25 protein-coding genes are annotated in these 23,996 nt (G+C 38.8%); 19 read left to right on the top strand and 6 right to left on the bottom strand.

Annotated features, from left to right (window positions below):
* The first annotated feature begins 30 nt into the window (after positions 1 to 30).
* From HOO54_RS18370 to liaR, 11 genes are all read left to right on the top strand, one after another.
* Entirely contained in the window at positions 31 to 987 is a 957-nt protein-coding gene (locus tag HOO54_RS18370; RefSeq protein WP_172297811.1) for an ABC transporter substrate-binding protein, read from the top strand.
* Positions 950 to 2,023: a FecCD family ABC transporter permease gene (locus tag HOO54_RS18365; RefSeq protein WP_172297809.1), complete on the top strand. Its 1,074-nt coding sequence runs from the start codon at positions 950 to 952 to the stop codon at positions 2,021 to 2,023. Before HOO54_RS18370 ends, HOO54_RS18365 begins: the two co-directional genes overlap by 38 nt.
* A complete protein-coding gene (locus HOO54_RS18360) occupies positions 2,007 to 3,359 on the top strand; it encodes a heme ABC transporter ATP-binding protein (protein WP_172297807.1) in 1,353 nt (450 codons plus the stop codon). The genes HOO54_RS18365 and HOO54_RS18360 overlap by 17 nt, the downstream gene beginning before the upstream one ends.
* Positions 3,356 to 3,928 (top strand): cob(I)yrinic acid a,c-diamide adenosyltransferase, encoded by a 573-nt coding sequence (locus HOO54_RS18355; protein WP_172297805.1) that lies wholly within the window; start codon positions 3,356 to 3,358, stop codon positions 3,926 to 3,928. Before HOO54_RS18360 ends, HOO54_RS18355 begins: the two co-directional genes overlap by 4 nt.
* Before the next feature lie 58 nt (positions 3,929 to 3,986).
* Positions 3,987 to 4,676 (top strand): aspartate/glutamate racemase family protein, encoded by a 690-nt coding sequence (locus HOO54_RS18350; RefSeq protein WP_172297803.1) that lies wholly within the window; start codon positions 3,987 to 3,989, stop codon positions 4,674 to 4,676.
* A gap of 166 nt (positions 4,677 to 4,842) precedes the next feature.
* Positions 4,843 to 5,232 (top strand): protein liaI, encoded by a 390-nt coding sequence (locus HOO54_RS18345; protein ID WP_172297801.1) that lies wholly within the window; start codon positions 4,843 to 4,845, stop codon positions 5,230 to 5,232.
* A gap of 20 nt (positions 5,233 to 5,252) precedes the next feature.
* Entirely contained in the window at positions 5,253 to 5,936 is a 684-nt protein-coding gene (gene liaH, locus HOO54_RS18340; protein ID WP_172297799.1) for a stress responsive protein LiaH, read from the top strand.
* A gap of 174 nt (positions 5,937 to 6,110) precedes the next feature.
* Positions 6,111 to 6,971 (top strand): LiaG family protein, encoded by an 861-nt coding sequence (gene liaG / locus HOO54_RS18335; protein ID WP_172297797.1) that lies wholly within the window; start codon positions 6,111 to 6,113, stop codon positions 6,969 to 6,971.
* A 33-nt stretch (positions 6,972 to 7,004) separates the two neighbouring features.
* A complete protein-coding gene (gene liaF / locus HOO54_RS18330; RefSeq protein ID WP_172297794.1) occupies positions 7,005 to 7,736 on the top strand; it encodes a cell wall-active antibiotics response protein LiaF in 732 nt (243 codons plus the stop codon).
* Entirely contained in the window at positions 7,733 to 8,821 is a 1,089-nt protein-coding gene (gene liaS / locus HOO54_RS18325) for a two-component system sensor histidine kinase LiaS (protein WP_172297791.1), read from the top strand. Before liaF ends, liaS begins: the two co-directional genes overlap by 4 nt.
* The gene (gene liaR / locus HOO54_RS18320; protein ID WP_172297788.1) at positions 8,799 to 9,434 is read left to right on the top strand and encodes a two-component system response regulator LiaR; all 636 of its coding nucleotides are present in this window, start codon (positions 8,799 to 8,801) and stop codon (positions 9,432 to 9,434) included. Before liaS ends, liaR begins: the two co-directional genes overlap by 23 nt.
* Positions 9,435 to 9,448: 14 nt before the next feature.
* On the opposite strand, the gene HOO54_RS18315 is transcribed toward liaR, so the two are convergent.
* Complete coding sequence (locus HOO54_RS18315) at positions 9,449 to 9,823, bottom strand: hypothetical protein (RefSeq protein ID WP_253907712.1); 375 nt, start codon at positions 9,821 to 9,823, stop codon at positions 9,449 to 9,451.
* 222 nt (positions 9,824 to 10,045) lie between these two features.
* Here HOO54_RS18315 and fumC point away from each other — a divergent pair, with 222 nt between their 5' ends.
* Positions 10,046 to 11,434 (top strand): class II fumarate hydratase, encoded by a 1,389-nt coding sequence (gene fumC, locus HOO54_RS18310; RefSeq protein WP_172297783.1) that lies wholly within the window; start codon positions 10,046 to 10,048, stop codon positions 11,432 to 11,434.
* A gap of 199 nt (positions 11,435 to 11,633) precedes the next feature.
* Here the strand turns inward: fumC and HOO54_RS18305 are convergent, their stop codons facing one another.
* Positions 11,634 to 12,512 carry a TetR/AcrR family transcriptional regulator gene (locus HOO54_RS18305; RefSeq protein ID WP_172297780.1) on the bottom strand — a complete coding sequence of 293 codons (879 nt, stop codon included), beginning with the start codon at positions 12,510 to 12,512 and terminating at the stop codon, positions 11,634 to 11,636.
* Positions 12,513 to 12,684: 172 nt separating this feature from the next.
* On the opposite strand from HOO54_RS18305, the gene spxO reads away from it, so the two are divergent.
* Positions 12,685 to 12,849, top strand: coding sequence for an anti-adapter protein SpxO (gene spxO, locus HOO54_RS18300; protein ID WP_172297778.1), 165 nt, complete (start codon positions 12,685 to 12,687; stop codon positions 12,847 to 12,849).
* 24 nt (positions 12,850 to 12,873) lie between these two features.
* Here spxO and cssS read toward each other — a convergent pair whose 3' ends face one another.
* Positions 12,874 to 14,214: a two-component system sensor histidine kinase CssS gene (gene cssS / locus HOO54_RS18295; RefSeq protein ID WP_172297776.1), complete on the bottom strand. Its 1,341-nt coding sequence runs from the start codon at positions 14,212 to 14,214 to the stop codon at positions 12,874 to 12,876.
* Entirely contained in the window at positions 14,211 to 14,879 is a 669-nt protein-coding gene (locus HOO54_RS18290) for a response regulator transcription factor (protein WP_172297773.1), read from the bottom strand. Before HOO54_RS18290 ends, cssS begins: the two co-directional genes overlap by 4 nt.
* Before the next feature lie 223 nt (positions 14,880 to 15,102).
* Between HOO54_RS18290 and HOO54_RS18285 the strand changes: the two genes are divergently transcribed.
* Positions 15,103 to 16,449 (top strand): S1C family serine protease, encoded by a 1,347-nt coding sequence (locus tag HOO54_RS18285; RefSeq protein ID WP_172297771.1) that lies wholly within the window; start codon positions 15,103 to 15,105, stop codon positions 16,447 to 16,449.
* 40 nt (positions 16,450 to 16,489) lie between these two features.
* Here the strand turns inward: HOO54_RS18285 and HOO54_RS18280 are convergent, their stop codons facing one another.
* Positions 16,490 to 16,954: a Dps family protein gene (locus HOO54_RS18280; RefSeq protein ID WP_172297768.1), complete on the bottom strand. Its 465-nt coding sequence runs from the start codon at positions 16,952 to 16,954 to the stop codon at positions 16,490 to 16,492.
* A gap of 217 nt (positions 16,955 to 17,171) precedes the next feature.
* Between HOO54_RS18280 and HOO54_RS18275 the strand changes: the two genes are divergently transcribed.
* The 3 genes from HOO54_RS18275 (at position 17,172) to HOO54_RS18265 (ending at position 20,671) form a co-directional block, all read left to right on the top strand.
* On the top strand, positions 17,172 to 18,329 hold the full coding sequence (locus tag HOO54_RS18275) for a D-alanyl-D-alanine carboxypeptidase family protein (protein ID WP_172297765.1): 1,158 nt from the start codon (positions 17,172 to 17,174) through the stop codon (positions 18,327 to 18,329).
* Between the two features lie 77 nt (positions 18,330 to 18,406).
* Complete coding sequence (locus HOO54_RS18270) at positions 18,407 to 20,164, top strand: M3 family oligoendopeptidase (protein ID WP_172297762.1); 1,758 nt, start codon at positions 18,407 to 18,409, stop codon at positions 20,162 to 20,164.
* Between the two features lie 69 nt (positions 20,165 to 20,233).
* Positions 20,234 to 20,671, top strand: coding sequence for a YusW family protein (locus tag HOO54_RS18265; protein WP_172297759.1), 438 nt, complete (start codon positions 20,234 to 20,236; stop codon positions 20,669 to 20,671).
* A gap of 152 nt (positions 20,672 to 20,823) precedes the next feature.
* Here the strand turns inward: HOO54_RS18265 and HOO54_RS18260 are convergent, their stop codons facing one another.
* Positions 20,824 to 21,795, bottom strand: coding sequence for an ABC transporter substrate-binding protein (locus tag HOO54_RS18260; protein ID WP_172297757.1), 972 nt, complete (start codon positions 21,793 to 21,795; stop codon positions 20,824 to 20,826).
* Positions 21,796 to 21,942: 147 nt separating this feature from the next.
* Here HOO54_RS18260 and HOO54_RS18255 point away from each other — a divergent pair, with 147 nt between their 5' ends.
* Together HOO54_RS18255 and HOO54_RS18250 are read left to right on the top strand one after the other, a co-directional pair.
* Positions 21,943 to 22,944, top strand: coding sequence for a FecCD family ABC transporter permease (locus tag HOO54_RS18255; RefSeq protein ID WP_172297755.1), 1,002 nt, complete (start codon positions 21,943 to 21,945; stop codon positions 22,942 to 22,944).
* Entirely contained in the window at positions 22,941 to 23,993 is a 1,053-nt protein-coding gene (locus HOO54_RS18250) for a FecCD family ABC transporter permease (protein WP_172297753.1), read from the top strand. Before HOO54_RS18255 ends, HOO54_RS18250 begins: the two co-directional genes overlap by 4 nt.
* The last annotated feature ends 3 nt before the right edge of the window (positions 23,994 to 23,996 follow it).

Here is a 23,996-nt window from a genome sequence, read left to right as displayed (position 1 = left end):
TTTTTTATTTTATCCAAAGGAGGAATCTTAATGAAGAGGTTTGTTGGTTTATTATTTTCACTGTTTTTAGCAATTGGCATTCTTGGTGGATGCGGACAAGCAGATGCCCCGACTGAAACGCAGAAGACTCAAGAAAAGACAGCCGAAACTGCTTTTCCGGTCAGCATAAAAGATGCTTCAAGAAAAGAAATTAAAATTGAAAAAGAACCGAAAAGAATTGTTTCTTTAATGCCGAGCAATACAGAAATTACATATGCACTGGGACTGGGAAAAAAAGTAGTCGGTGTAACGGACTTAGATACATATCCAAAAGAAGTTGAAAAAGTTGAAAAGATTGGCAGCATGGAATTTAATACTGAGAAAATTATTTCTTTAAAACCTGATTTAGTCTTGGCTCATGCATCATCAATGCAAAATGCTAAAGAAGGTTTGAACCAGTTGCGGGATGCAGGAATTACGGTGGTTATTGTGAATGATGCTACATCTTTTGAAGAAACATATCAATCAATAGAACTGATTGGAAAGGCAACAGGCACTAAACAGGCGGCGACAGACCTTGTAAAAAGTATGAAATCTGATCTAGCAGCGATTCAAAAAAAATCTGAGGGAATTTCTGCAGATCAACAAAAAAAGGTTTTTGTTCAAGTATCTCCTGCTCCTGAGATTTTTACGACAGGAAAAGGTACATTTATGCATGAAATGCTAGAAGTGATCCATGCAAAGAACGCGGCATCAGCTCAAAAAGGCTGGTCAAAGATGACAGAAGAGGCGATTGTGAAGTTGAATCCTGATGTCATCATCACAACAACCGGTGCTGCATCTGTTGAGGAGATAAAAAAACGAAGCGGTTGGAGTACTGTCAATGCTATTAAAAATAAACAAGTCTTTAACGTGGATCAAGACCTTGTGTCTCGTCCCGGGCCAAGGTTAATTAAAGGGGTCGAAGAGCTTGCGAAAACCATTTACCCTGACGTTTTTAAGAAATAACCGGCCGATCGCTTATTTAATCAGTGTGATCATGCTGATGGTCGCTATTCTGTTGGGAATCTCTATTGGATCTTTGGAGATTCCCATTCCTGCTATACTTAAGATTTTTATGCATGAATGGTTTGGTATTCAAGGAATCACGGTCGATCAAACAGAAGTGAATATCATGATGAAAATCAGGCTTCCAAGAGTGATTCTGGCTGCACTTGTTGGTGCAGCTCTGGCTGTAGCAGGAGCGGGATTTCAAGGACTGCTGAAAAATCCACTTGCAGATCCTTACACATTAGGTGTCTCTTCAGGTGCGGCAGTTGGAGCTGTTGTTACATTGTTTTTTGGCATCCAGCTGCCGGTTATTGCCGGTTTTACCCTCCCCTTTTTAAGTGTAATATCTGCTGTCATTGTGATGATGCTCGTTTTGTTCTTTGCCCGGTTGGTACATCCTTCACTTTCACTGTCCTCACTGATCTTAACGGGTATTATGATGAGTTCATTTCTAGGTGCGCTCATTTCTTTAATGATTGCCCTAACAGGAGACGATTTAAAACCAATCATCCATTGGCTGCTTGGAAGTGTGTCAATGAGAGGATGGAACTATGTTCTCCTCTTTCTTCCCTTTTTTGTTTGCGGAATGATTGGATTGTTGTTAAATGGGAGAGAACTAAACATCATGACATATGGAGAGGAAAAAGCGAGACAGCTTGGTGTTGATGTCAATAGACGGAAAATTGTTGTGCTTGTCTCAGGTTCTGTCTTAACAGGCGCAGCAGTTGCTGTCTCAGGAACCATTGGTTTTGTCGGACTTGTTATACCACATCTGCTTCGATTATTATGGGGAACTGATCACAGACATCTATTACCGCTATCTATTTTAAATGGTGCTGGTTTTCTTGTACTGGCAGATTTATTGGCACGGACCATTATTGAGCCATCCGAATTGCCAATCGGAATTATAACAGCATTAATTGGAGCACCTATATTTGGAATCATATTAATTCAACGACAGCGTGGAGGAATGTACAATGTTGGACGTTCGTAATATGTCTGGTGGCTATGGACGAACAGATGTCGTCAAACAGATCAATTTTTCCGTGTCAAAAGGGGAGTTTTTTGGAATATTAGGACCGAATGGAAGTGGAAAAACGACGCTTTTGAAGATGATATGTGGCACATTGTTAGCTTCAGAAGGGTCTGTCCATCTAGCAGGAAAACCTGTTGATTCTTATCATCCAAAAAATTTAGCGCGAATGATGGCTGTGCTCCCGCAAAAAACTGAGCAAGCTTTTCCTTTTACCGTCCAGGAAACGGTTTTATTCGGACGATATCCTTATCAAAAAGGGTTGTTTAGACAATCAACTGAACAAGACAAGCAAATTGTCCAAAAAGTGATGAAACAGACCGGTATTCTTTCGTTCGCTAGCCGTTTCCTCCATGAATTGAGCGGGGGAGAACAGCAGCGTGTTTTTTTAGCACAAGCTTTAGCACAGGAGCCTTCCATTCTTCTTCTAGATGAACCGACCAATTTTTTAGATCTTTCCTATCAAAAACAGCTGCTTGACCTTATCAAAACGCTTTCTATTGAACAGGAGCTTACGGTCATTAGTATATTTCATGATGTAAATGTGGCAAGTCTTTACTGTGATCGGATTCTATTGCTCAAACGTGGTGAAATTGAGGAGCTTCAGACACCTGAGAAATTAATCCAAGAAAAAAAGCTCAATGATGTGTATGATACAGTTGTTAAACAATTAGATCATCCAAATCGGTCTAATCCGCAGATCACGATTGAGCCTGATAGAAAACAAAAACCAGATCAAGCAGTCCCATTTGCAGAACTGCTTGAAGTAACCACTGAAGGTCTTGTTTTGCAGACGGAGAAGCCACTTCGTGTTCTATCATCGGCATCTATCGGGGCAGGTATTGGTTGGAAACAAACGTTTATCAGCCGGTTTACTCCAGATTTGCAAGAAGATCCTCAAAGTTTACTCCCTGAAAAAGATTCTGTTTGTATGACATTTACAGCAGCAAAACCGAAACATATGGCTTTCCGCCCGGTTTCGGTAGGTCATGTTTCAATTTTGGTCGCTGTGATAGCCGCTGCTGATTGTATTACGATTTGGCTAATGATCAATGGGGAACTATCTGAACAGGCTTTTGTTCAGGCATTCATAACCGTGACTGAAGCCAAGGTTGAGGCGATAAAAGCCTTTTCAAACGATATGTCAACCGGTCAGTTAGATCATGTGTTAATTGTTGCAGATGGAAGTGGTGCGTCATTTGATTGCGCTTTAAAGACTGCGCCGTTTGGTTTATTTATCAGCCAGAGTGTCTATCAATGTGTAAAAGAAGCGATCAGAAAGGGGAAAGAATCATGAAGCTGTATACGAAAACAGGGGATAAAGGAAAAACGCATGTGATCGGGGGACGTGTTGACAAAGACGATCTTATGGTTGAATGCTATGGAACAGTTGATGAACTGAACAGCTTTATTGGTCTTGCTGGCACTGAACTTCATTCAAAAAACTTTAGCGATATCAAAGGTGAGCTCTTAAAGATACAGCATGAACTGTTTGACTGTGGAAGTGAATTGGCTCATCTGTCTCCGAAAAGTAATGAGAAACTTCAAGAAGAAGCTGTTACATTTTTAGAAAAGCGGATTGATGTATACAGTGAAGAAGCGCCTGAGCTTGAAAAATTCATTCTTCCAGGCGGTTCAAACGCAGCGGCATTTTTGCATGTTGCCAGAACAATTGCCCGCCGGGCGGAGCGGCTGCTAGTAACATTAATGAAAACAACAGAGACCCGAGAAGTATTGCTTCACTACTTAAACAGACTGTCAGATTATTTGTTTGCGGCTGCAAGAGTGGTCAATTTCAGGCTGAACATCAAAGATATTGAATATGCAAGAAGTGCGAATGTTTTTAAACAGAAAAAAAAGTACTGACATAACAGATGATAGGTGTATGATAAAAGAAAACGATTGAAAAGGGAGTCGAGTTCTTTTGAAAACAATCGGGCTTATCGGCGGAATGAGTTGGAAATCAACGGTTGAATACTATCAAATCATGAACGAAGAAGTAAAAACTAGATTGGGAGGATTGCATTCAGCAAAATGTTTGTTGTACAGTATTGATTTTGAAGAGATTGAACGTTATCAAGCAGAAGATCAGTGGGAAAAAGCAGGATTATTATTAGGTGATGTTGCTCAGTCATTGCAGAAAGCAGGAGCAGATTTTATCGTCATTTGCACAAATACAATGCATAAAGTCATTGAGCATATTGAGGAAAAGATTACGATACCTATTTTACATATTGCTGATGCAACGGCAAGTCAAATCAAAAAAACAAACATTGCTACTGTCGGGTTATTAGGTACAAAATACACAATGGAACAAGATTTTTATAAAGCAAGATTAGAATCTAACGGTATCAAGGTATTAGTCCCAAACGAATCAGAAAGAGAAACCGTCAATAACGTGATTTTTGAAGAGTTATGTTTAGGGATCTTACAGCAATCCTCAAAAGATGAATATAAACAAATCATCAACCATTTAGTTGATCAAGGAGCTGAAGGAATCGTTCTCGGTTGTACAGAAATTGGTGCTCTCATAAATTCGGAGGATTCTGATGTGCCAATATTTGATACAACTGTAATCCATGCTGCCCAAGCAGTAAAAAAAGCATTAGAATAAGTTTTACATACAAAAGCCGTTCTCGTTCCAAGGGAAACGGCTTTTTCTATGCTCAGTCTTATTCAATATACGACTCTGGTCTTACAGTAAAATCAATCTCTGACTCGTTTTGTCGAAGAATGAAAATGTTTATAGTAGGTGTATAAACAAGAAAGGAGGAGCAGATATGAAAATAACAGGTAAATCAGTCATCGGTTTTTTTCTCATCCTGTTTGGTATTTCTCTGTTCTTTGGAGGAGGTATTTTCGGAGGGTTATTTGCTGGGGCAATCGGTGCATTGTTTGTTTATTACGCTATTAAAAAATGGCGCAAAGGCCACCAATTTGCCGCTGTTGTATTAGGCATCATCGGGATCATGTTTTTGGGAGGGTCGCTTCCTTTTCTAATTGGCATGGCACTTGCTGTCGCCTTGATTTACTTTGGCTGGAACTTAATAAAGGAAAACAGCGATCCAGAAGAAAATCTGTTTTTCTCAGGGAAAGTAGAGCCTTCTGCGGCTTCATATGATACAAGTTTTGATTCAGAATGGGAAGATTTTTTGAAAAAAAAACAATAAATGAAAGGATGAACTAGGTTATGGCATTAAAACGAATAAGAAACATGGTTGTTGCATCTATTAATGAAGGATTGGATAAACTCGAAAACCCGCGGGTCATGTTAAATCAATATGTTCGTGATATGGAAAGTGATATTGCCAAGGCAAAACATACAATTGTAAATCAGCAAGTTATTGAGCAAAATTTTAAAGGGAAATATGAAGAAGCGGAAAAATTGGCTGTTAAACGAAAAAATCAGGCACAACTTGCTTTTGATGCTGGTGAAGAGGAACTTGCCAAAAAAGCTCTTTCAGAAATGAAGTATTTTGAGGCAAAAGCAGCTGAATATCAGGATACTTATCAACATGCTAAACAGCAGCTTGTTGAATTAAAAGAGCAGTTACAAACTCTTGAAGTGAAACTTCGTGATATAAAGGATAAAAAACACGCACTCATCGCCCGCGCAAATGCGGTTAAAGCAAAAGAACATATGAATGCCTCTTTTAACAAAATTGATAACGAAAGCACCTACCGCGAGTTTCTGAGAATGGAAAACCGTATTGAAGAAATGGAGACGAGAGTGAATAGTTATGCTGATTTTACGGCAACATCTAACAGCCCATACAGCCGGCTTGAATATGCAAAAGAGGTTGAAGAAGAACTTGAAAAAATGCGGAGCCAAAAGGTCGGCTTAGAAAAACAAGAGTCAGTCGGAAATGAATAAAAAAGAAACTGTCTGAAAAGAGCAGTGCGGATATAACAGTATTTGTTCATGTGAAAAGGGCGTCCAATCGTTAAAAATCGACATATTGGACAGGCCCTTTTACAATTTATATTTCTTTCATAGGAACATTTACTTATAATAAGAACGAGAGACTTTGACCGAGAGGATAAACAAATGAAAAAAACGGGCGGAAAATTGCTGATTATTGCTGGCATTCTAATATTCGCAGCTTTGACTTATAATGATTGGCATGGTTTAGTTTTTTGGGGTAATAGTAAAGACTCTGTCCGATCTGCCAATGCTTCAGTCACGGAAATCAATCATATTGATATTAATGCTAAGCATCTAACAGTCAAGGTGAAAGCTGAACACCGCGATGATATTAAAGCTGAACTGTCGGGTAACAGCGCACATTTAAAATCATCAAAACAAGGTCATACACTTCGTCTGTCTGCACAGGCAAAGGGATTTTTTTCGTTCTTTCAAAAAAATCAACTCATTCTTCGAATGCCATATCAATATAAAGATGATTTGTCTATTAGGTCAGTAAGCGGGAGTGTGAAAATGACCGGAGAGCATTTATCTTTGCGAAAACTATCACTAAACTCAGGTAGCGGCAGTGTGAAGATTGATCAGCTGTATGCAGACGAGCTTTCAGTAAAAGGGACGTCAGGAAATATTCGCTTAGAAAGTATCAAAACGAAGACTGCGAATATTGTGTCCACTTCAGGAAATACAGAGCTTGACAATGTCACAGGTAAGCTTAGTCTTAAGCAAACCTCCGGCAATTTGAATGCATCATTTTCAGCAATTAATGATGCTGTTAGTATTGATCAAACGTCGGGAAACACAAAACTTGAGCTTCCTAAAGATGCTGATATCAAGCTTCAAGCAACAGCCGCAAGTGGAAGCATTAAACATTCCTATCCCTTTAATGAGACTAGTGGAGACAGACGGGAACTGATTGGAAAAAACGGAAATGGCAAATATAAAATTGATATCTCGCTCACAAGCGGGAATGTTTCAATTGAATAAATGTCAAAAAGGAAAGGAGGGCCTAAAGTCAGCATGCGTCTTAGAAAAAAACAACTGATCGGATTGATCATCGTCCTTTTTGGAATCAGTGCATTTTTGCAAAACAGCGGACTTGGGGATGTTCTATTCTGGCCGCTCGCCTTTCTTTTTGCAGGGTATTTTTTTCGGAAGTATTCACGCCGGTGGCTCGGCTCTGTCATGTATATTTTTGCGGGTTTTTTAATTTTAAATAATTTGTTCAACATTACTTTCAGTCTGTTTGGTTATTTATTTGCTGCATTTTTGATTTATGTCGGTTACAGATTTGTAACAAACCAGCCTGTTTTTGACCGTAAGAACCCGAAAAATAAGAAAAAAGAAAAGATGGAAGGCTCTTCAATTCCTCTTAGAAAAAGCGCGGGACAGCATAGCTTTTTTGTTGGTGATGTTAAATTAATGAAAACACCTTTTGACTTAAATGATTTAAATATATCCGGATTTATTGGAGATGTTAAAATCGATTTGTCAAAAGCCATTATATCAGAGGGGGAAAATACAATTGCCATCACTGGACTTATCGGTGATATCGATATTTATGTCCCGCCTGATCTAGATATTTCGATCAGTTCTTCAGCTTTTATCGGGGACATAGACATTATCGGTGATCGCAAAAGCGGGATTGGAACTCAAATGTATACCGAGTCAGAAAATTACCAGCAGTCTACAAGACGTGTTAAAATTTCAATTTCTCTGTTTATCGGTGATGTGGATGTGCGCTTCATATGAATAATAGCAGACTAGCAAATATTCAATGGCGCGCTGTTCGTTTATCTTTAGGTGTCAGCTTGACAATCTTTATTTCTATTTTAGGTTTCATGTTGTTTTATTATCAACTTGACCCAAGAGTTCTCATCACTTCCAGGTGGTTCGGCATCCCATTTATTATTCTGCTTTTTTCAATTAGTGCGGTTGTTGGGTTTGGTTTTGGCTACATGTTCGGTAATCAGCTGAAAAAAAGGCTTGAAAAATTAATCGAATCCATTATCAAATATGAGAACGGCAATTTTGCTTATCGAATTCCACAGCTTGGCGATGATGAGATCGGACTTGCGGCTGATCAGTTAAATGCTATGGCTGAACAAATTGAAAGACAAGTTGCTTCTCTGCAAAAACTGTCGAATGAAAGGGCGGAATGGCAAGATCATATGAAAAAATCTGTCATTTCCGAGGAACGGCAGCGGTTAGCACGGGAATTGCATGATGCTGTCAGTCAGCAACTTTTTGCAATTTCAATGATGACTTCCGCTATTTTAGAAGGTATTCATCCTTCAGTTGGTGAGAAATTTATACAAAGGCTGAGGATGGTCGAGAAAATGGCGGCTGATGCACAAAGTGAGATGAGGGCTTTACTTTTACATCTTCGTCCGGTAACGCTTGAAGGGAAAGGATTAAAAGAAGGATTGTCAGATCTTCTCAACGAGTTTAAAGCGAAGCAGTCGATCGAAATGGATTGGGAAATTGAAGATATCGGAAAACTTCCTAAAGGTGTTGAAGATCATTTATTCAGAATCGTTCAAGAAGCACTTTCAAATGTTTTCCGGCATTCCAAGGCAACGAAAGTATCTGTCAGGCTACTGCTCAGAAACCAGCAACTGCAGTTGAAAGTTATTGATAATGGAGAAGGCTTTAAAATGGCTAGCGTTAAAACATCATCATATGGACTCAATTCCATTAAGGAAAGAGCGAGTGAAGTAGGCGGAGTGGCAGAAGTGATTTCATTTGCGGGAAAAGGCACACAAGTTGATGTAAAAGTTCCGATCTTTGAACAAGAAAAAGGAGAGAATCGCAGTGATTCGAGTGCTATTAATTGATGATCATGAGATGGTTAGAATGGGTCTGTCCGCTTTTTTAGAAGCCCAACCCGATATCGAGGTGATTGGTGAAGCATCAGATGGCAGGCATGGTGTTAAGTTGGCGATTGAAACACATCCCGATGTTATTTTAATGGATCTTGTCATGGAGGGAATGGATGGAATTGAAGCAACAAAGCACATCTGTCGTGAGTTGCCTGACCCTAAAATTATTGTGCTAACAAGTTTTATCGATGATGATAAAGTTTATCCGGTTATAGAAGCTGGTGCGCTCAGTTATTTGCTTAAAACATCAAAAGCAAGTGAGATTGCTGATGCCATCAGGGCAGCAAGTATAGGTGAATCTAAGCTTGAAGCAAAGGTGGCTGGAAAAGTGTTGTCAAAGCTTAGACATTCATCAGGAGAGCATCCTCGTCATGAATCTTTGACAGCAAGAGAACTGGAAATTCTTAAACTTGTTGCTGTGGGAAAAACCAACAAGGATATTGCGGAAGAATTATTTATCACGATTAAAACTGTCAAAACTCATGTGACGAACATTCTCTCCAAGCTTGAGGTCGATGACCGCACACAGGCAGCCATCTATGCGCACCGAAACAAGCTTGTTAAATAGATCCTTTGTCGTTGTCAGCCGTTCCAATATTTGCGGTCATCAATTTCAGATAGAGCTGATGAGTCTATATGAACAGACTTGGTCATTGGCTCATTCTCTTCAAGCTCCATTCGGGTGCTATTTTTGAGTATGGCGTCTAGTTGTTCAACCAGTATGGAGTTGTTCTTTTCTTGCAAATCAATCAGTTTGCTCATGCCAAGCAAAATAAATCCGCCGATGAAACAAAAAATCGGAGTTGAAAGAGAAGTCCCAATCGTAAAGAACAGCATCGATTGTGAATCCTCCATAAATGGTTCTAGGACAACATCATTGATCATTAAACTGGCTAAAATGATTGCGGTCACAACTAAAGTAGCACCTGTCATCTGCAAAATCCGCTTCAAGTACATCACCCTTTCAAAACTATTTTATCAACATCAACTGTTTCCGATGATTTCATAATTGGACAGATTGATAAATTTTAAAGACTCTCATTTGTTATATCTTAAAGGAATTGACGCTTTGTTACTAGTCTTTTTAGAAACGTTTTTATTGAAAATGTTTCTAAAGAGGATTTTTGATATTTTCATCGAATTCAATATGTTGCAGACCAGAGAAGGAAGGGATACATAATGAATGTCAGAATTGAAAGAGACACAATGGGAGAAATTGAGGTTCCTGCAGACAAGTTTTGGGGTGCTCAAACTCAGAGGAGCAAGGAAAATTTTAAAATTGGCTCAGAAAAAATGCCGCACGAAGTTGTGTATGCGTTTGCGATTTTAAAAAGAAGTGCAGCGATCGCCAATGAAAGGTTAGGGAATCTGGAATCTGAAAAATCGGAAGCGATTGTTTCTGTATGTGACGATATTTTAAAGGGGAACTATGACAGTCATTTTCCGCTTGTTGTCTGGCAGACAGGAAGTGGGACGCAAAGTAATATGAACATGAATGAAGTCGTGGCAAACAGAGGGACAGCTTTTTTGCAGCAAAAAGGATCAAACAATAAGATTCATCCGAATGATGATGTCAATCGTAGCCAAAGCTCAAATGATACATTTCCGACAGCGATGCATGTTGCGGCTGTTCTGGCTATTTATGAAAAGCTCGTACCAGCCATTGACCGCTTAAAACATACACTCAATGAAAAAGCTAAGTCATTTCAAGATATCGTCAAAATTGGTCGTACCCATCTTCAGGATGCGACTCCGCTTACACTTGGGCAGGAGATCAGCGGCTGGGTCTATATGCTTGACCGTTCTAAAGAAATGATCCTTGAAGCAACGGAAAAAATTCGTGATCTTGCCATTGGGGGAACAGCTGTTGGAACTGGAATTAATGCTCACCCACAATTTGGTCAAATGGTTGCTGAAGAAATCAGTCAATTGACAGGGCAGACGTTTAGAAGTTCACCTAATAAATTTCATGCGTTGACAAGCCATGATGAATTGACACATGTTCATGGGGCTCTTAAGGCATTGGCAGCCGATTTGATGAAAATTGCTAATGATGTCAGATGGCTGGCAAGTGGTCCGCGCTGCGGGATCGGCGAACTGGTCATTCCTGAAAATGAACCGGGAAGCTCTATCATGCCGGGTAAAGTTAATCCTACTCAAAGCGAAGCCTTGACCATGATTGCAGCGCAGATTATGGGGAATGATGCAACGGTTGGCTTTGCGGCAAGCCAAGGGAACTTTGAATTGAATGTATTTAAACCAGTAATCATTTATAATGTCCTTCAATCGGTGCAGCTGCTTGCTGATGGGATGAATTCATTCCATGATAAATGTGCGGTTGGCATTAAGCCAGCTCATGAGACGATTGAAAATAACCTTAAACATTCACTTATGCTTGTCACAGCTTTAAATCCGCATATCGGTTATGAAAATGCTGCAAAAATTGCAAAGCTTGCCCATCAAGAGGGATTAACACTGAAGGAAGCTGCTCTTCAGTTGAACCTTTTAACCGAAAAGCAGTTTGATGAAGTTGTCAAACCTGAAGAAATGGTGAACCCGAAAGGATAACAAAAAGGGGCTGTCCTGAAAGTCGTGTGCATGAATAAAAATGGGGGATTTTGCTCGCTTTCCGCGGGCGATCCGCGAGCCTCCTCGGAGCTCGTTCCTTGCTCCTCTTGGGTCTCGCTTAGCTCGCTGTTTCCGCAGGAGTCTCGCAATTCCCCCTGATTTATGTTGAAAAAGGACTTTTTAGACAGCTCGTTTCCCTCTAAGAATTCAGTATATCCTTTTGAATGTACTCGGTCAGCTGATCCACTTCCTTTCGAAGTCCTTCAAACTCATGCAAAATGAGTAACATCCCTTTAATGATTGCTTTTTTTGGCGTTTGTTTTTTCAATTCTTCTATTAAAATATTAAGGCTTTCCAGCAGTTCTGAAGGAGGATCGCTGTTAAACCATTTTTCTATTTTGATCTGCATGTCTTGAATGAGCTTATCTTTTAGGGGATCCAATCTGGAGAAAGGACCGAACCACTTGTCCGCCATTTCATTGGATATTACTGGACTTTCACTTCGTTTCATCATTCCCATTGCTAGATCATCAATACAGTTAAGGATATGATCAGCAAGAAGATGGAGATCAAAAGAATGGTGCAATAAAACCATTAATTCAAGATAAACTTCGCTCATTCCATCAATCAAAAAACACAATTCTGCACTATAGGGTTCAATGTTTGCTCCGTAAATATTCTGGATATTTTCTTTATGAAGCTTAAGAGTAGTTGTCCGCATCTTTTTAGCAAACGCCTCAATTTCCTCATTGTATGGAAGTGGCTGCTCTCTATATTGCATCATAATAAACTCTTTATGGTCAAAAATGTTTTTGAAAAAAACGATCAGTTGTTTTCTGTAGACAGTCCGTGGGTTATCATGTTCTGTTTGAATTTTATGAATTCGGGAAAAGACTTTATCATAGTAATAATGTAGGACTGAAAGGAGAAGCGCTTCTTTCGATTTAAAGTAAATATAAAAAGCACCTTTAGAAATTTGGCATTCTTTTGCAATTTCTTGTACTGAAGTTGCATTATAGCCTTTTTTAGCAAATAGTTTAATAGCTTTTTCAATGATGACTTTTTCTTTTTGTTTCATGGTCTTCACCTTCCTGAATGGATGGAGTTCCAAATAGTATGACTGGCTAGTCACTTCATGGCTTCTGTCACAATTTTAATTAGATTGTAACTTGTTTTTTTGTTTGATATTCTTTATATTATAAAGTAAGGTGACCAAGTGGTCAAAAATAGTTGAGAAAGGGTGAATTTTGATGAAAGAAATCGATGGAATGATCAGTCGTCTGCGCAGTCAAGGGATTAAGGTAGATAAAGTAAAATACCCAAAACATCTGCTGGCAGAAAAGAAATGGATGAAACATCCAAAAAAAGCTGTAAAACCGAATTACAGCGGTTTTAATGGTTATTCATTTATATAAAAAAAGACTGCAACTAATGACAGTCTATTGTTTTGGAACGGTTATCAAATAATAAACACCGGTTTGGTCATTATGAATCTCCATATTTGCATGATGGAGTGTTAAAATTCGTTTAACGATACTAAGTCCAATTCCAAATTCGCCTTTCTTCCCTTTATTAAAAGGCTCATATAGATTGGATAGCATCTCTTTTTCAATGTGTGGACCATCATTTTTTATTTTGATGGAAATACATGTTTTTGCTGATTTCATACTAACCTCGACGATTGATTCTGCATAACGGATTTGGTTTTCAAGAACATTTTCCATAAGCTTGCTCCATTGCTCTTGATCACCAGTCATCATTGTGCCTTTTTCCAGTTGTACCTTCCAACTTAATTCTTTTCTAGACCATTTCAAACGTTCGATCACTTCTTGTATCACTTCTTGTATATTAAAACTCCCATAATGTCTTTTCTGTTTTAACAAGTAATCAAGCTTTGTGAGATACAGTAAACCTTTTATTTTCTTTTCCAGTTTTTCTGCTTCGCCTTCAATCACTTGAATCGTATTTTCCAAATCTCCTTTTGGATAGATACCATCTTTGATTGATTGTGTATATCCGCGGATGACCATCACAGGTGTTTTTAAGTCGTGAGAAATATTTTGTAGGAGTGTTCGCTCTGTCTCATCTTTTTGAATAAGTTTTTGCCGCATATCTTCAATCGTATGGCCGAGCTTTCCAATTTCATCTTCTCTATCAACCACAACCGGATCATCCCAATCTTGTGTTGAGATACGCTTAACGTGTTTTTCAAGTGTGACTAAAGGTTTGGATAAATATTTTGCCAGCCATATGGAGGGTATCCAGCTGAGCAAGATGACACCGGTTAAAATAAATAAAAGCTGTTTAAACAGCGTAAACGATAAATCATCTCTGTATGAATCAAGGGCATATGATAACAAAAGGTATGTTTGGTGATCAGTTGGAATTTTTTTTAGTACAAAGAAAACATACTCTCCATCCACCTTTTCAGAATACCTTTTTGATTCTGATTCCTGATTCTTTCCAAGTGTTTGAACTTTTTCTATAAATGAACGAGGGAGAATTTGTGGATATTGAGCTCCGTTCTCCGGAAGGAGCATATGTTGAACATTGCGGTTAGCACTGCGCGAAGCGTTTCCATCATCAAACCCCCTTTCAAGAGAATGAGAAAAGCTATATTCGGTTAGGACATGCTGTTCATTTTCAATATTTGAATATATTTCATCTGTAAAAAAGTTTCTCAATGTTGTTGAAAATAAAATCAATAATAAAATAGAGATCGTTAATAATATACCGCAGATTACTGTCCAAATTTGAAAAGCTAGTGACTTATTTTTCATGATTTTAACATCCTGTATCCAAACCCATAAATCGTTTCAATTTTTAGATGTGGCATTTTTTTTCGCAGTCTTCTCACAAGATCATCAACAACTCGATCTGTTCCGAAGTAATCGTCTCCCCAGATTTCTATCAAAATATCTTCCCTTGAGAAAGCTCGACCCTGATGGTTCGTAAAAAAAAGCAAAAGATCAAATTCTTTTGATGTTAAATTAATTAATTGGTCATTTTCGTATACTTCTCGTAAGTCTTCACTGACTTCATATGAAGAAACAACGGTTTTTTTTCTCTGAATGTCGTCTTTGTAGACAAGCTTAAGAAGCTTTTGCACACGGATGATCAGTTCTCTTGGGAGAAATGGCTTGGAAATATAGTCGCTGCTTCCAAGTTCAAGCCCAAGAACCCTGTCAATATCCGCATCACGTGCTGAAATGAAAATAACAGGGACATTTGGATCATGGTTTTTTATTTGTTTTATTAGCGTATAACCATCGACATATGGTAACATGATATCGAGAATCCATAAATGTGGGGACTGGCAAATATATGGTTGGGCGCTTTTACCGTCGAGAAAAGAAGTGACGTGCCAACCTTCATTCTCTAAATATTTTGTCAGTAGTTCATTTAAATTCTCTTCATCTTCAACTAGATAAATGGTATATGACAATCGGGTTCACATCCTTTCTCTACGTCATTATACTAGTTTTAACATAAGTCTGGTCCAATTTCATAATTTCACATATTTTTTTAATATTTATCCCATAACATTTGTGTAGGCTATCATTAGGGAAGAAAGGTAGCAATATTGAATGGAGCATTTTTTAATGATAGTTAAAACTTTTACCATAAAAATTAGTTGAAGACAAGAATAATAAAGGAAGTGTACGCTTATGGACTTTAAAAACAACAATGATGAAGAAAACAATGAAAAAAAGCAGCCATTAGATGAGCTGAAAATATCGCAAACAGGAAGTTCTGAAGAGCACGTTGCAGAGGAACAGCCCGAAAACTCAGAAGCGATTGTCAGTCAATCAAGTGTTTCTCAACAAGAGACAGCAGTAGCACTGGAAAAATCCAGAGAAACAAAAACTGTAAAAGAAAAACGGCGGATCGCATCATGGATAAGCCCGGTATTAGGAGGGATTATTGGAGGCGGTCTTGTTTTAGGTGCTATGCCATTTTTGCCTAACAACCATCAGGAGCAAGCTAGCGTTTCAGAAAAACCAAAACAAGAGGAAAACTTTACATCTAAACCGATTACAGATGCGAATAATTTTGCTGATATGGTAAGAGATTTAGAGTCAACGATTGTTGGAGTCTCAAATATTCAATCCAGTTTCGGGTTTTCTGAAGATGAAGTCGAGCAAGGCGGAACAGGTTCAGGTGTCATCTTTAAAAAAGATGATGATAAAGCCTATATTATCACAAACAATCATGTAGTTGAAGGTGCCTCAAAGGTCAAAATTTCTTTGTTTAACGGTAAAACAGTCGAGGCTAAAATTGTCGGCAGTGATGCTTTATCTGATCTAGCCGTTTTACAAATTAGTTCAAAAGGTGTTGACAAAATCGCAAGTTTTGGCGATTCTTCAAAGCTACGTGCTGGCGAGACAGTCATTGCAATTGGTAATCCGCTTGGTCTACAGTTTTCCAGAACTGTTACACAAGGAATTATTAGTGGTGTGAACCGGACAATAGAAGTTCCTACATCTGAGGGACAGTATGAAATGAACGTCCTTCAAACAGATGCGGCAATTAATCCGGGAAACAGCGGCGGCCCACTAATTAATAGTGGCGGCCAGGTGATTGGTATTAATAGTTTAAAAATCAGTCAATCGGGTGTCGAATCCCTGGGCTTCGCAATCCCGAGCAATGATGTACGCCCAATTGTCGACCAGCTTCTGAATAAAGGAAAAGTAGAGCGTCCATATTTAGGTGTGCAAATGATCGATATGGATCAAGTTCCTGAGCAGTACCAAAAAAATACACTCGACCTTTCTCGAGATCAGTTGAATAAAGGTGTGTATGTTGATAAAGTGGCGAAAAAATCACCGGCAGACAAAGCAGGTATGAAATCCAGTGATATCATTGTCAAGATGAATGGCAAAGCAACTGAAAAATCTGCTGATCTGAGAAAAATTCTTTACACAGAAACTAAAACAGGTGAAACTGTGACATTTGAAGTGTTAAGAGACGGAAAGAAAAAAACATTAAAGGCGAAGTTGACGAAAACCAAATAACATACAACAAGCCATGGCGGATAGCCATGGCTTGTCAACATTACTCACCTAAAAATGAAGAAAGCATCCAAACTTGTTTATCGATTTCTTCTGTTAACCCAATCAAAATATCGGCAGTAGCATGATCTGATTTTTCCTCGGCAAGTTTAATTGAATCTTGAGTTTCCTTGCAAATTTTGCGGTAATCACTAATTAATGAAGATACCATGTCATCTGCTGTTTTTTCTGTTCCACAATCTGAGATTGTACCGTGCTCAAGAAATTGTTGCATTGTAGCAAGCGGTTGTCCGCCGATTGCCAACAATCTCTCGGCGATTACATCAGCTGTTTCAGCGGCATGATTGTACAGTTCTTCAAATTTCTCATGTAGTGTAAAAAAATGTGGTCCTTTCACATACCAGTGAAAACGGTGAAGCTTTGTGTAGAGAATGAACCAGTTTGATAGATTAGTATTCATTGTCGTTTCAAGTGTAAAGTTTTGTTGTTTTAACTGTTGTGTGAACATGTCCATACTCCTCCTCAAATTGTTGTTTCTTAACTTTATTATATCACAGTTTTATTTATAATCAATATTAAATTATAATAATTATAAAAAAGATCCGTGTGAACGAGCAGTCTGTCTCTTCATGAAATCATACTTGTCATTTGTTAGAAACAATTGATAAAATTTATATGGTGCTATTTTATAGAAGAAAGCATTATTCTAAAGGCAAGGTGAGACAATGGCTAAAAAAATCCTTTTGTTGACTGCTTTACTATGCATGACTATACTTATTCACAAGTCTGCTCAAGCTGGAGACCAAAATGACTTTCATATTGATAGTGAATCGGCAATTTTAATTGATGCAAAATCGGGACAAGTTGTGTTTGAACAAAACAGCAACAAAAAAATGTATCCTGCCAGTATAACAAAAATCGCCACAGCCATTTATGCGATTGAAAAAAGGAATTTAAAAGATAAAGTTAAAATTAGCAAAAAAGCAGCTGATACAGAAGGGACAAGTGTCTATTTGGAAGAAGGAGAAACTGTTCCATTAAAACGGTTGCTTCAAGGATTGTTAATGAATTCAGGTAATGATGCCGCAACGGCAATTGCTGAATATGTAAGTGGAAGTGATAAAAAGTTTGCAGATGAGGTAAATGCATTTGTGGCAAAACGGGCTGGAGCACATGACACTCACTTTACAAATCCACACGGGTTGTTTGACAAAAATCATGTTACAACAGCCGCCGATATGGCCAAAATTACAAGATATGCCATGAAGAACAAAATTTTTCGGGGAATTTTTTCGGAAAAGCAGTTGTCTTGGAAGGGGAAAACATGGAAAACAACATTGAAAAATCATCATCGATTGTTGACAGGGGAGATTCCTTTTCAAGGAATAACCGGTGGGAAAACCGGGTATGTTGATCAATCAAAACACACGCTAGTAACGACGGCTACACATGGTGATCTCGATTTGATCGCAGTTGTTATGAAAGCGGATAGCCGCAAGATGATGTACAATGATACAAAAACACTTTTAGCTGATGGTTTCAATCACTTTGAAACTGTTGCATATCAAAAAGGTAAACAGTTTAAAGACCAGGATGGTAAACGGCTTGATCTGAAAGATCGTTTATTTGTCACAAAAAAGAAAGACGAAACAATATCAGAAGTGTTAGATCGCGATGGTACACTGAATATAAAAGGAGAGGATGGACGGCTCATTCGATCTGTGAATATTAGAGCGCAATCTCAAAACGGAGGGTTATCTGCTGATCAAACTGCTATACATGAGGGAGAGCCTCATAAAAGCGGCGGACTTTTCCTGTTTTTAACCGGTTTTTTTGGTTTATTAGCAATCAGTTATGTAGTGAAGAGACTGAGACAATTATAGGGCGCTAGGCGTCCTTTTTTTACATAAAAGGAAAATGTATCTTATAATATAATTATTATGGTAAAGGGGGATGTAAAATGGCTTTACAAGATACGTGGGATCTGGATGTTTTTTTTGAAGGTGGAAGTCATGCTTCCAGCTTTCAAAGTTACTTAAGTGAGATTAAAAATTTAATTGCTTCTTTTAGAGAAAAAGTGACTACTTTTGATAAAGAACTGAAAGACATAGTTGAGTTCATGGAGAAACTTGATGTTAAAATTCGGCAAGCACACTCTTTTGTCAGTTGTTTGCAAGCCCAAGATACAACCGATTTAAAAGCAAACACTCTTAAGTTTGAAGTAACCCAGCTTTCTGCAGAATTTAATAAAGCTTTGGTCATTCTGGACAGCAAATTGGCTGAAATACCAGAAACAGACTGGAATACGGTTCTTAAGGAAAAAGAGTTTTCTGAAGTAGCTTATGTTCTAAATGAGAGAAGAATGAGGGTCAAAGAAAAGCTTGGAGTGGAACAGGAAACTTTGATTCAAGGGCTATCTGTCGATGGTTATCATGCATGGGGCAGCTTGTATAACAGTATTATGAATCAAATCCAAATTCCATACGAAGAAAACGGAAGAACACAAATTCTCTCAGTTGGACAGGCTGAGAACTTGACTTCTAAACCGGACCGGGATATCCGTCAGTCTGTTTCGAAAAACCTTGATCATGCTTGGGAACAACATGCTGACTTGTTGAGTAGCACACTTAATCATCTCGCTGGTTTCCGATTAAATGTGTATAAGGCAAGAGGCTGGAATAATGTATTGAAAGAACCGCTTGACATCAATCGGATGAAGCAAGAAACCCTGGATGTTATGTGGAAAGTGATTATCGATCATAAACAGCCTTTTGCAGATTATCTTAAGCGAAAGGCGTCTCTTCAAGGACTAGAGCGTTTAAGCTGGTATGACTTGAAAGCGCCGCTTGGGGAAAATACTAAGGAATATTCGTTTGATGAGGCTGCCCATTTCATAGTCAACCAGTTCGAAACATTTGGAGAAAAGCTGTCCGTTTTTACAGAAAAAGCATTTAAACATAGATGGATTGAGGCTGAGAATAGGAGCGGCAAACGGTCTGGCGGTTTTTGTAGCAATTTTTCGGAAAGTGGTCAATCAAGAATATTTATGACGTTCTCTGGCAGTGCTGATAATGTATCAACTCTGGCACATGAGCTTGGTCATGCATTTCACCATGAAGCCATTCGTCATGTGAGACCCCTGAACAGGGCATATGCGATGAATGTAGCTGAAACTGCATCGACTTTTGCTGAAATGATCGTGGCTGATGCTGCATTAAAACAGGCTACTTCAGAGCAGGACAAACTCGTACTCCTAGACGATAAAATACAGCGCAGTGTTGCATTTTTCATGAATATTCATGCCAGATTTTTGTTTGAAACTCAGTTTTATGAAGAACGCAAAAACGGTGTTGTCTCTGTTAACAGGCTGAATGAACTGATGGAAGGGGCGCAAAAAGAAGCGTATTGTGGTGCACTAGGTGAGTACCATCCTTATTTTTGGGCTTCGAAACTCCATTTTTATATTACTTCTGTGCCGTTTTACAATTTTCCTTATACATTCGGTTATTTGTTTTCGCTCGGTATATATGCGATGGCCTTAAAAGAAGGACGGAATTTTGAAGAAAAGTACATCGCGCTTTTAAAAGATACAGCTTCAATGTCAGTTGAAGATTTGGCAATGAAACACCTCAGCGTTGATTTGACGAAACCGGACTTTTGGGAGAATGCAATCCAACTTGCTGTTCAGGATGCCAAACAATTTTTAGCCATGACTTAAAGTCTATTTGCATGAGTTTTAGCAAACAGGATATAGCTAAGAATAATGTCCATATAGGAGCTGAACTGTATGAACTTATTTAAGATCACCTGTTTTGCTGTACTCATCATCTTGACAGGTTGTCAAACGGCAGTAGAAAAACATTCAGAAAGAAAGATTGAGGATACACCTGTTACAGATATTAAAGCTGTACCCTTTGCTGAGTTTATGTTGAATGTAAATTATGGGAATGGAAAACATAGTACATTTAAAGCAATATATCATAAACAGGAGGGTGAGGCTGCGGAAATTGAAGATCAGTTGAATGATGTAAATCGAGAAGGGGAAGAAGCGTTACATGAAATGAAAATGATTTTAAGTGAGCTTTCAATAGCCAAGTCTGATGCAGATCGTACAGTCATCCGTCATGTACTTGAAGCTTTTAATCTTGATGACGGCTATGATCAGTTCCAACTACAAGTCAAATGGCCTGATGGAACTTCAAGAGTATGTAAAGGCAAAGAATAGAGGGGCTATCCTGAAAGTCGTGTGGATGAATAAAAATGGGGGAATTTGCTCGCTTTCCGCGGACCTGGCTCGCTGTTTCCGCAGGAGTCTCGCAATTCCCCCTGATTTATGTTGAAAAAGGACTTTTTAGACAGCTCTTTTCCTCATGTACTTTATGATTTCAAAAAGTATTTTTCGATGTCATCAAGAAACAGGTAAGCCGCTTTTACACCGCCAGCGGTATTCCAGATCGCATCATCAACTTCATGCGCGTTTTTAGATTTTACAGCATACAGCTTTTTCCATAACGGATCACTTGTCCAATCATTTTGCCATGTTAAAGCCTCTTTTTTACTTTCAGCAGGCTTATATGTGAAGTAAAACAGGATGTCACCATCCATCTCTGGAATTGATTCTTTGTTTTCCGTCATAAAAGCAAACTTATCAGCTTGTTTTTTAAACAGTTTTTCCTGTTTTTCAGGGTATTGAAAACCAAGTTGTTCTAAAATAATCCCGGAGAATGAATCTTTATAATAAATCCTTGATTGACCAGCCATAAATCTCACAACCGCTACTCGTTTCTTTTTCTGATCGCCAAGCTTTGCGCTTAATTGTCTGACATGATCATCAAAATCTTCTAAAATTTCTTTACCTTTTTCTTCTTTATTTACCGCTTTTGCATAGAGAGAAAAATTGTCTTTCCATTCGCCGCGAAGCGTTTCAGAGAAAACGGTTGGCGCAATCTTTTTTAGCTTATCATATATTTTTTCGTGCCTCATTTTATTACCTATAATTAAATCAGGATGCAATTCGGCAATCGCCTCAATGTTTGGCTCTCCTTCAAGACCGACTTCTTTAACACCTTTCATGTCAGCTTTAATATGCTTATACCATGGATGACCTGTCCAAGACTTTACAGCACCTACAGGTTTAATTCCTAGTTCCAATAAAGCTTCTGTTCCTTCATTTGTTAAGACCACTACCCTTTTTGGGTGAGCAGGCGCCTTGTCCTCTGTACCCATTGCATGTTTAACACTGATTGTTTCCTCACTGTTTGAAGCCGCTTCTTTTTTGCCGCTGTTGCAGGCTGTAAGTATTGAAATCACTAATATCGTGATAAATGTTAACATTGACCATCTTTTCATCGTTGTCCTCCTTAGAATGTAAGTCTCATCATGATCATAAATTTTTAAAGATCATGTTGTCAATCTTTAATTGAAAATGATTTTCAAAATCAATGATATCTGATACAATAGCCAATAAGATATGGAGTTCAAGTAGGAGAATCATCTATGCTTTTAAGAACGAATAAATATAGAACAATCGCACTATTAGCTTTTATCTTGCTTTTAACCTTCTCCATTTGCGCCAGTATCGTATATGGATATACAAATACATCATGGACAATGTCCATTAAAGCTTTTACAGACTTTAACGGCTCTAATGAACATCTCGTCTTAAAAAATGTCCGTTTGCCACGTGCACTAATTGCTGCAGCTGTTGGTGCGGCTCTTGGTGTTAGCGGTGCTTTAATGCAGGCATTAACCAAAAACCCGCTTGCTTCACCCGCTCTTTTCGGTGTGAACGCAGGAGCCGGCTTCTTTGTAGTCGGAGCCCTGTTTTTCTTTCATATCAGCTCACTTCAAACGATTGCGTGGATTTCTTTTTTTGGCGCAGCATTTGCTGCATTGATCGTCTATTTTGTCGGTTCCCTTGGCAGGGAAGGCATGACTCCGCTAAAGCTTACTCTTGCTGGAGCCGCACTGGCCGCATTGTTTTCATCATTAACGCAAGGAATGCTTTCCGTTAATGAAGCAGCACTTGAACAGGCATTATTTTGGCTGGCTGGTTCTGTTCAGGGGCGAGATCTTAACTTGCTCATTTCTGTTTCACCATATCTTTTAGTTGCATTCATCATTAGTTTTTTGGTTGCTGAGAAGATTAATGTGTTGACGATGGGAGAAGATGTAGCCAAAAGCCTTGGGCAGAAGACATGGATGGTAAAAGTACTGATGGCGCTTTCAGTCATATTACTTGCCGGTGGTGCTGTGGCTGTTGCTGGACCGATAAGTTTTATCGGAATTGTCATACCTCATGTTGCGAAATATATTATTGGTCATGACCATCGCTGGATTCTCCCGTACTGTGCTGTGTTAGGAGCAATTTTACTCGTTATTGCAGATATTGGAGCTAGGTATTTGATCATGCCTGAAGAAGTGCCAGTCGGTGTTATGACAGCCATTATCGGAACACCCATTTTTGTATTTATTGCAAGAAGGGGGTTCAAAAATTGAAGAATTATCGCACAATCCGAATGAGAGAAGGCAGTTTTTCAATCTTAATTCATCGCAAAGCTCTGTTTACGTTCATGATCTTATTTCTGTTAACAGCTTGTGTTATCGTACTCAGTGCGGGGATTGGTGAACGATTTATTTTTCCGGATGCCGTTATGAAGACTTTTCTAGGTATTGGCGATCCGGGGGATGAACTGATCATTACCTCTTTCCGAATGCCGCGGATATTAATTGCTTTGTTTGCTGGTATTTGTTTGGCAGCGGCAGGTTCGATACTTCAAGGGCTAATTCATAACCCTCTAGCATCACCTGAAATAATCGGTGTTACGGGTGGAGCATCTGTAACTGTTGTCTTGTTTCTCATGTTATTTTCAAATCAAAACAATGCGCTTACAGTCAGTATCAACTGGCTACCTGTCGCCGCATTTATTGGTGCGGGCTTTGCTGGGATACTTGTTTATCTTTTGTCTTATCAAAAAGGTGCTTCAACTTTAAGGCTCGTTTTGATTGGGATTGGGTTTTCAATGCTTGCCCAGTCTTTAACAACTGTCTTGATGATAAAAGGGCCGATATATAGAATGTCCCAAGCAAATGTTTGGATTACTGGATCAGTATATGGATCAAACTGGCGTGATGTGCTCATTTTGATACCGGTAACGCTTGTCCTTTTACTGATTTGCGCCGGTGTTTCAAGAAATGTGAACATTCTGACGCTCGGAGAAGAATTGGCGACTGGTGCCGGAAGTCATGTCGAGAAACATCGTTTTTGGCTCCTGCTATTAAGCACGGCCTTTGCTGGAGTTGCTGTTGCTTTTTCCGGAACCATCGGTTTTGTCGGTCTGATGGCACCGCATATAGCAAGAAGACTAGTCGGTTCTTCATTCGGTGCCCTCTTGCCGATTGCATCATTAATTGGAGGTTTATTGGTGTTGCTTGCCGATTTGATCGGGAGAACCTTGTTTTCTCCTGTTGAAGTGCCTGCTGGTGTGTTCACCGCTGCGATCGGTGCCCCCTATTTTATATACTTGTTAATAAAAAGCAGAAACTAATAA

The organism is Bacillus sp. WMMC1349 (assembly GCF_013155385.1).
In the GTDB taxonomy this organism is placed as follows: Bacteria; Bacillota; Bacilli; order Bacillales; family Bacillaceae; genus Bacillus.
This window is presented reverse-complemented; position numbering and strand designations above follow the sequence as displayed.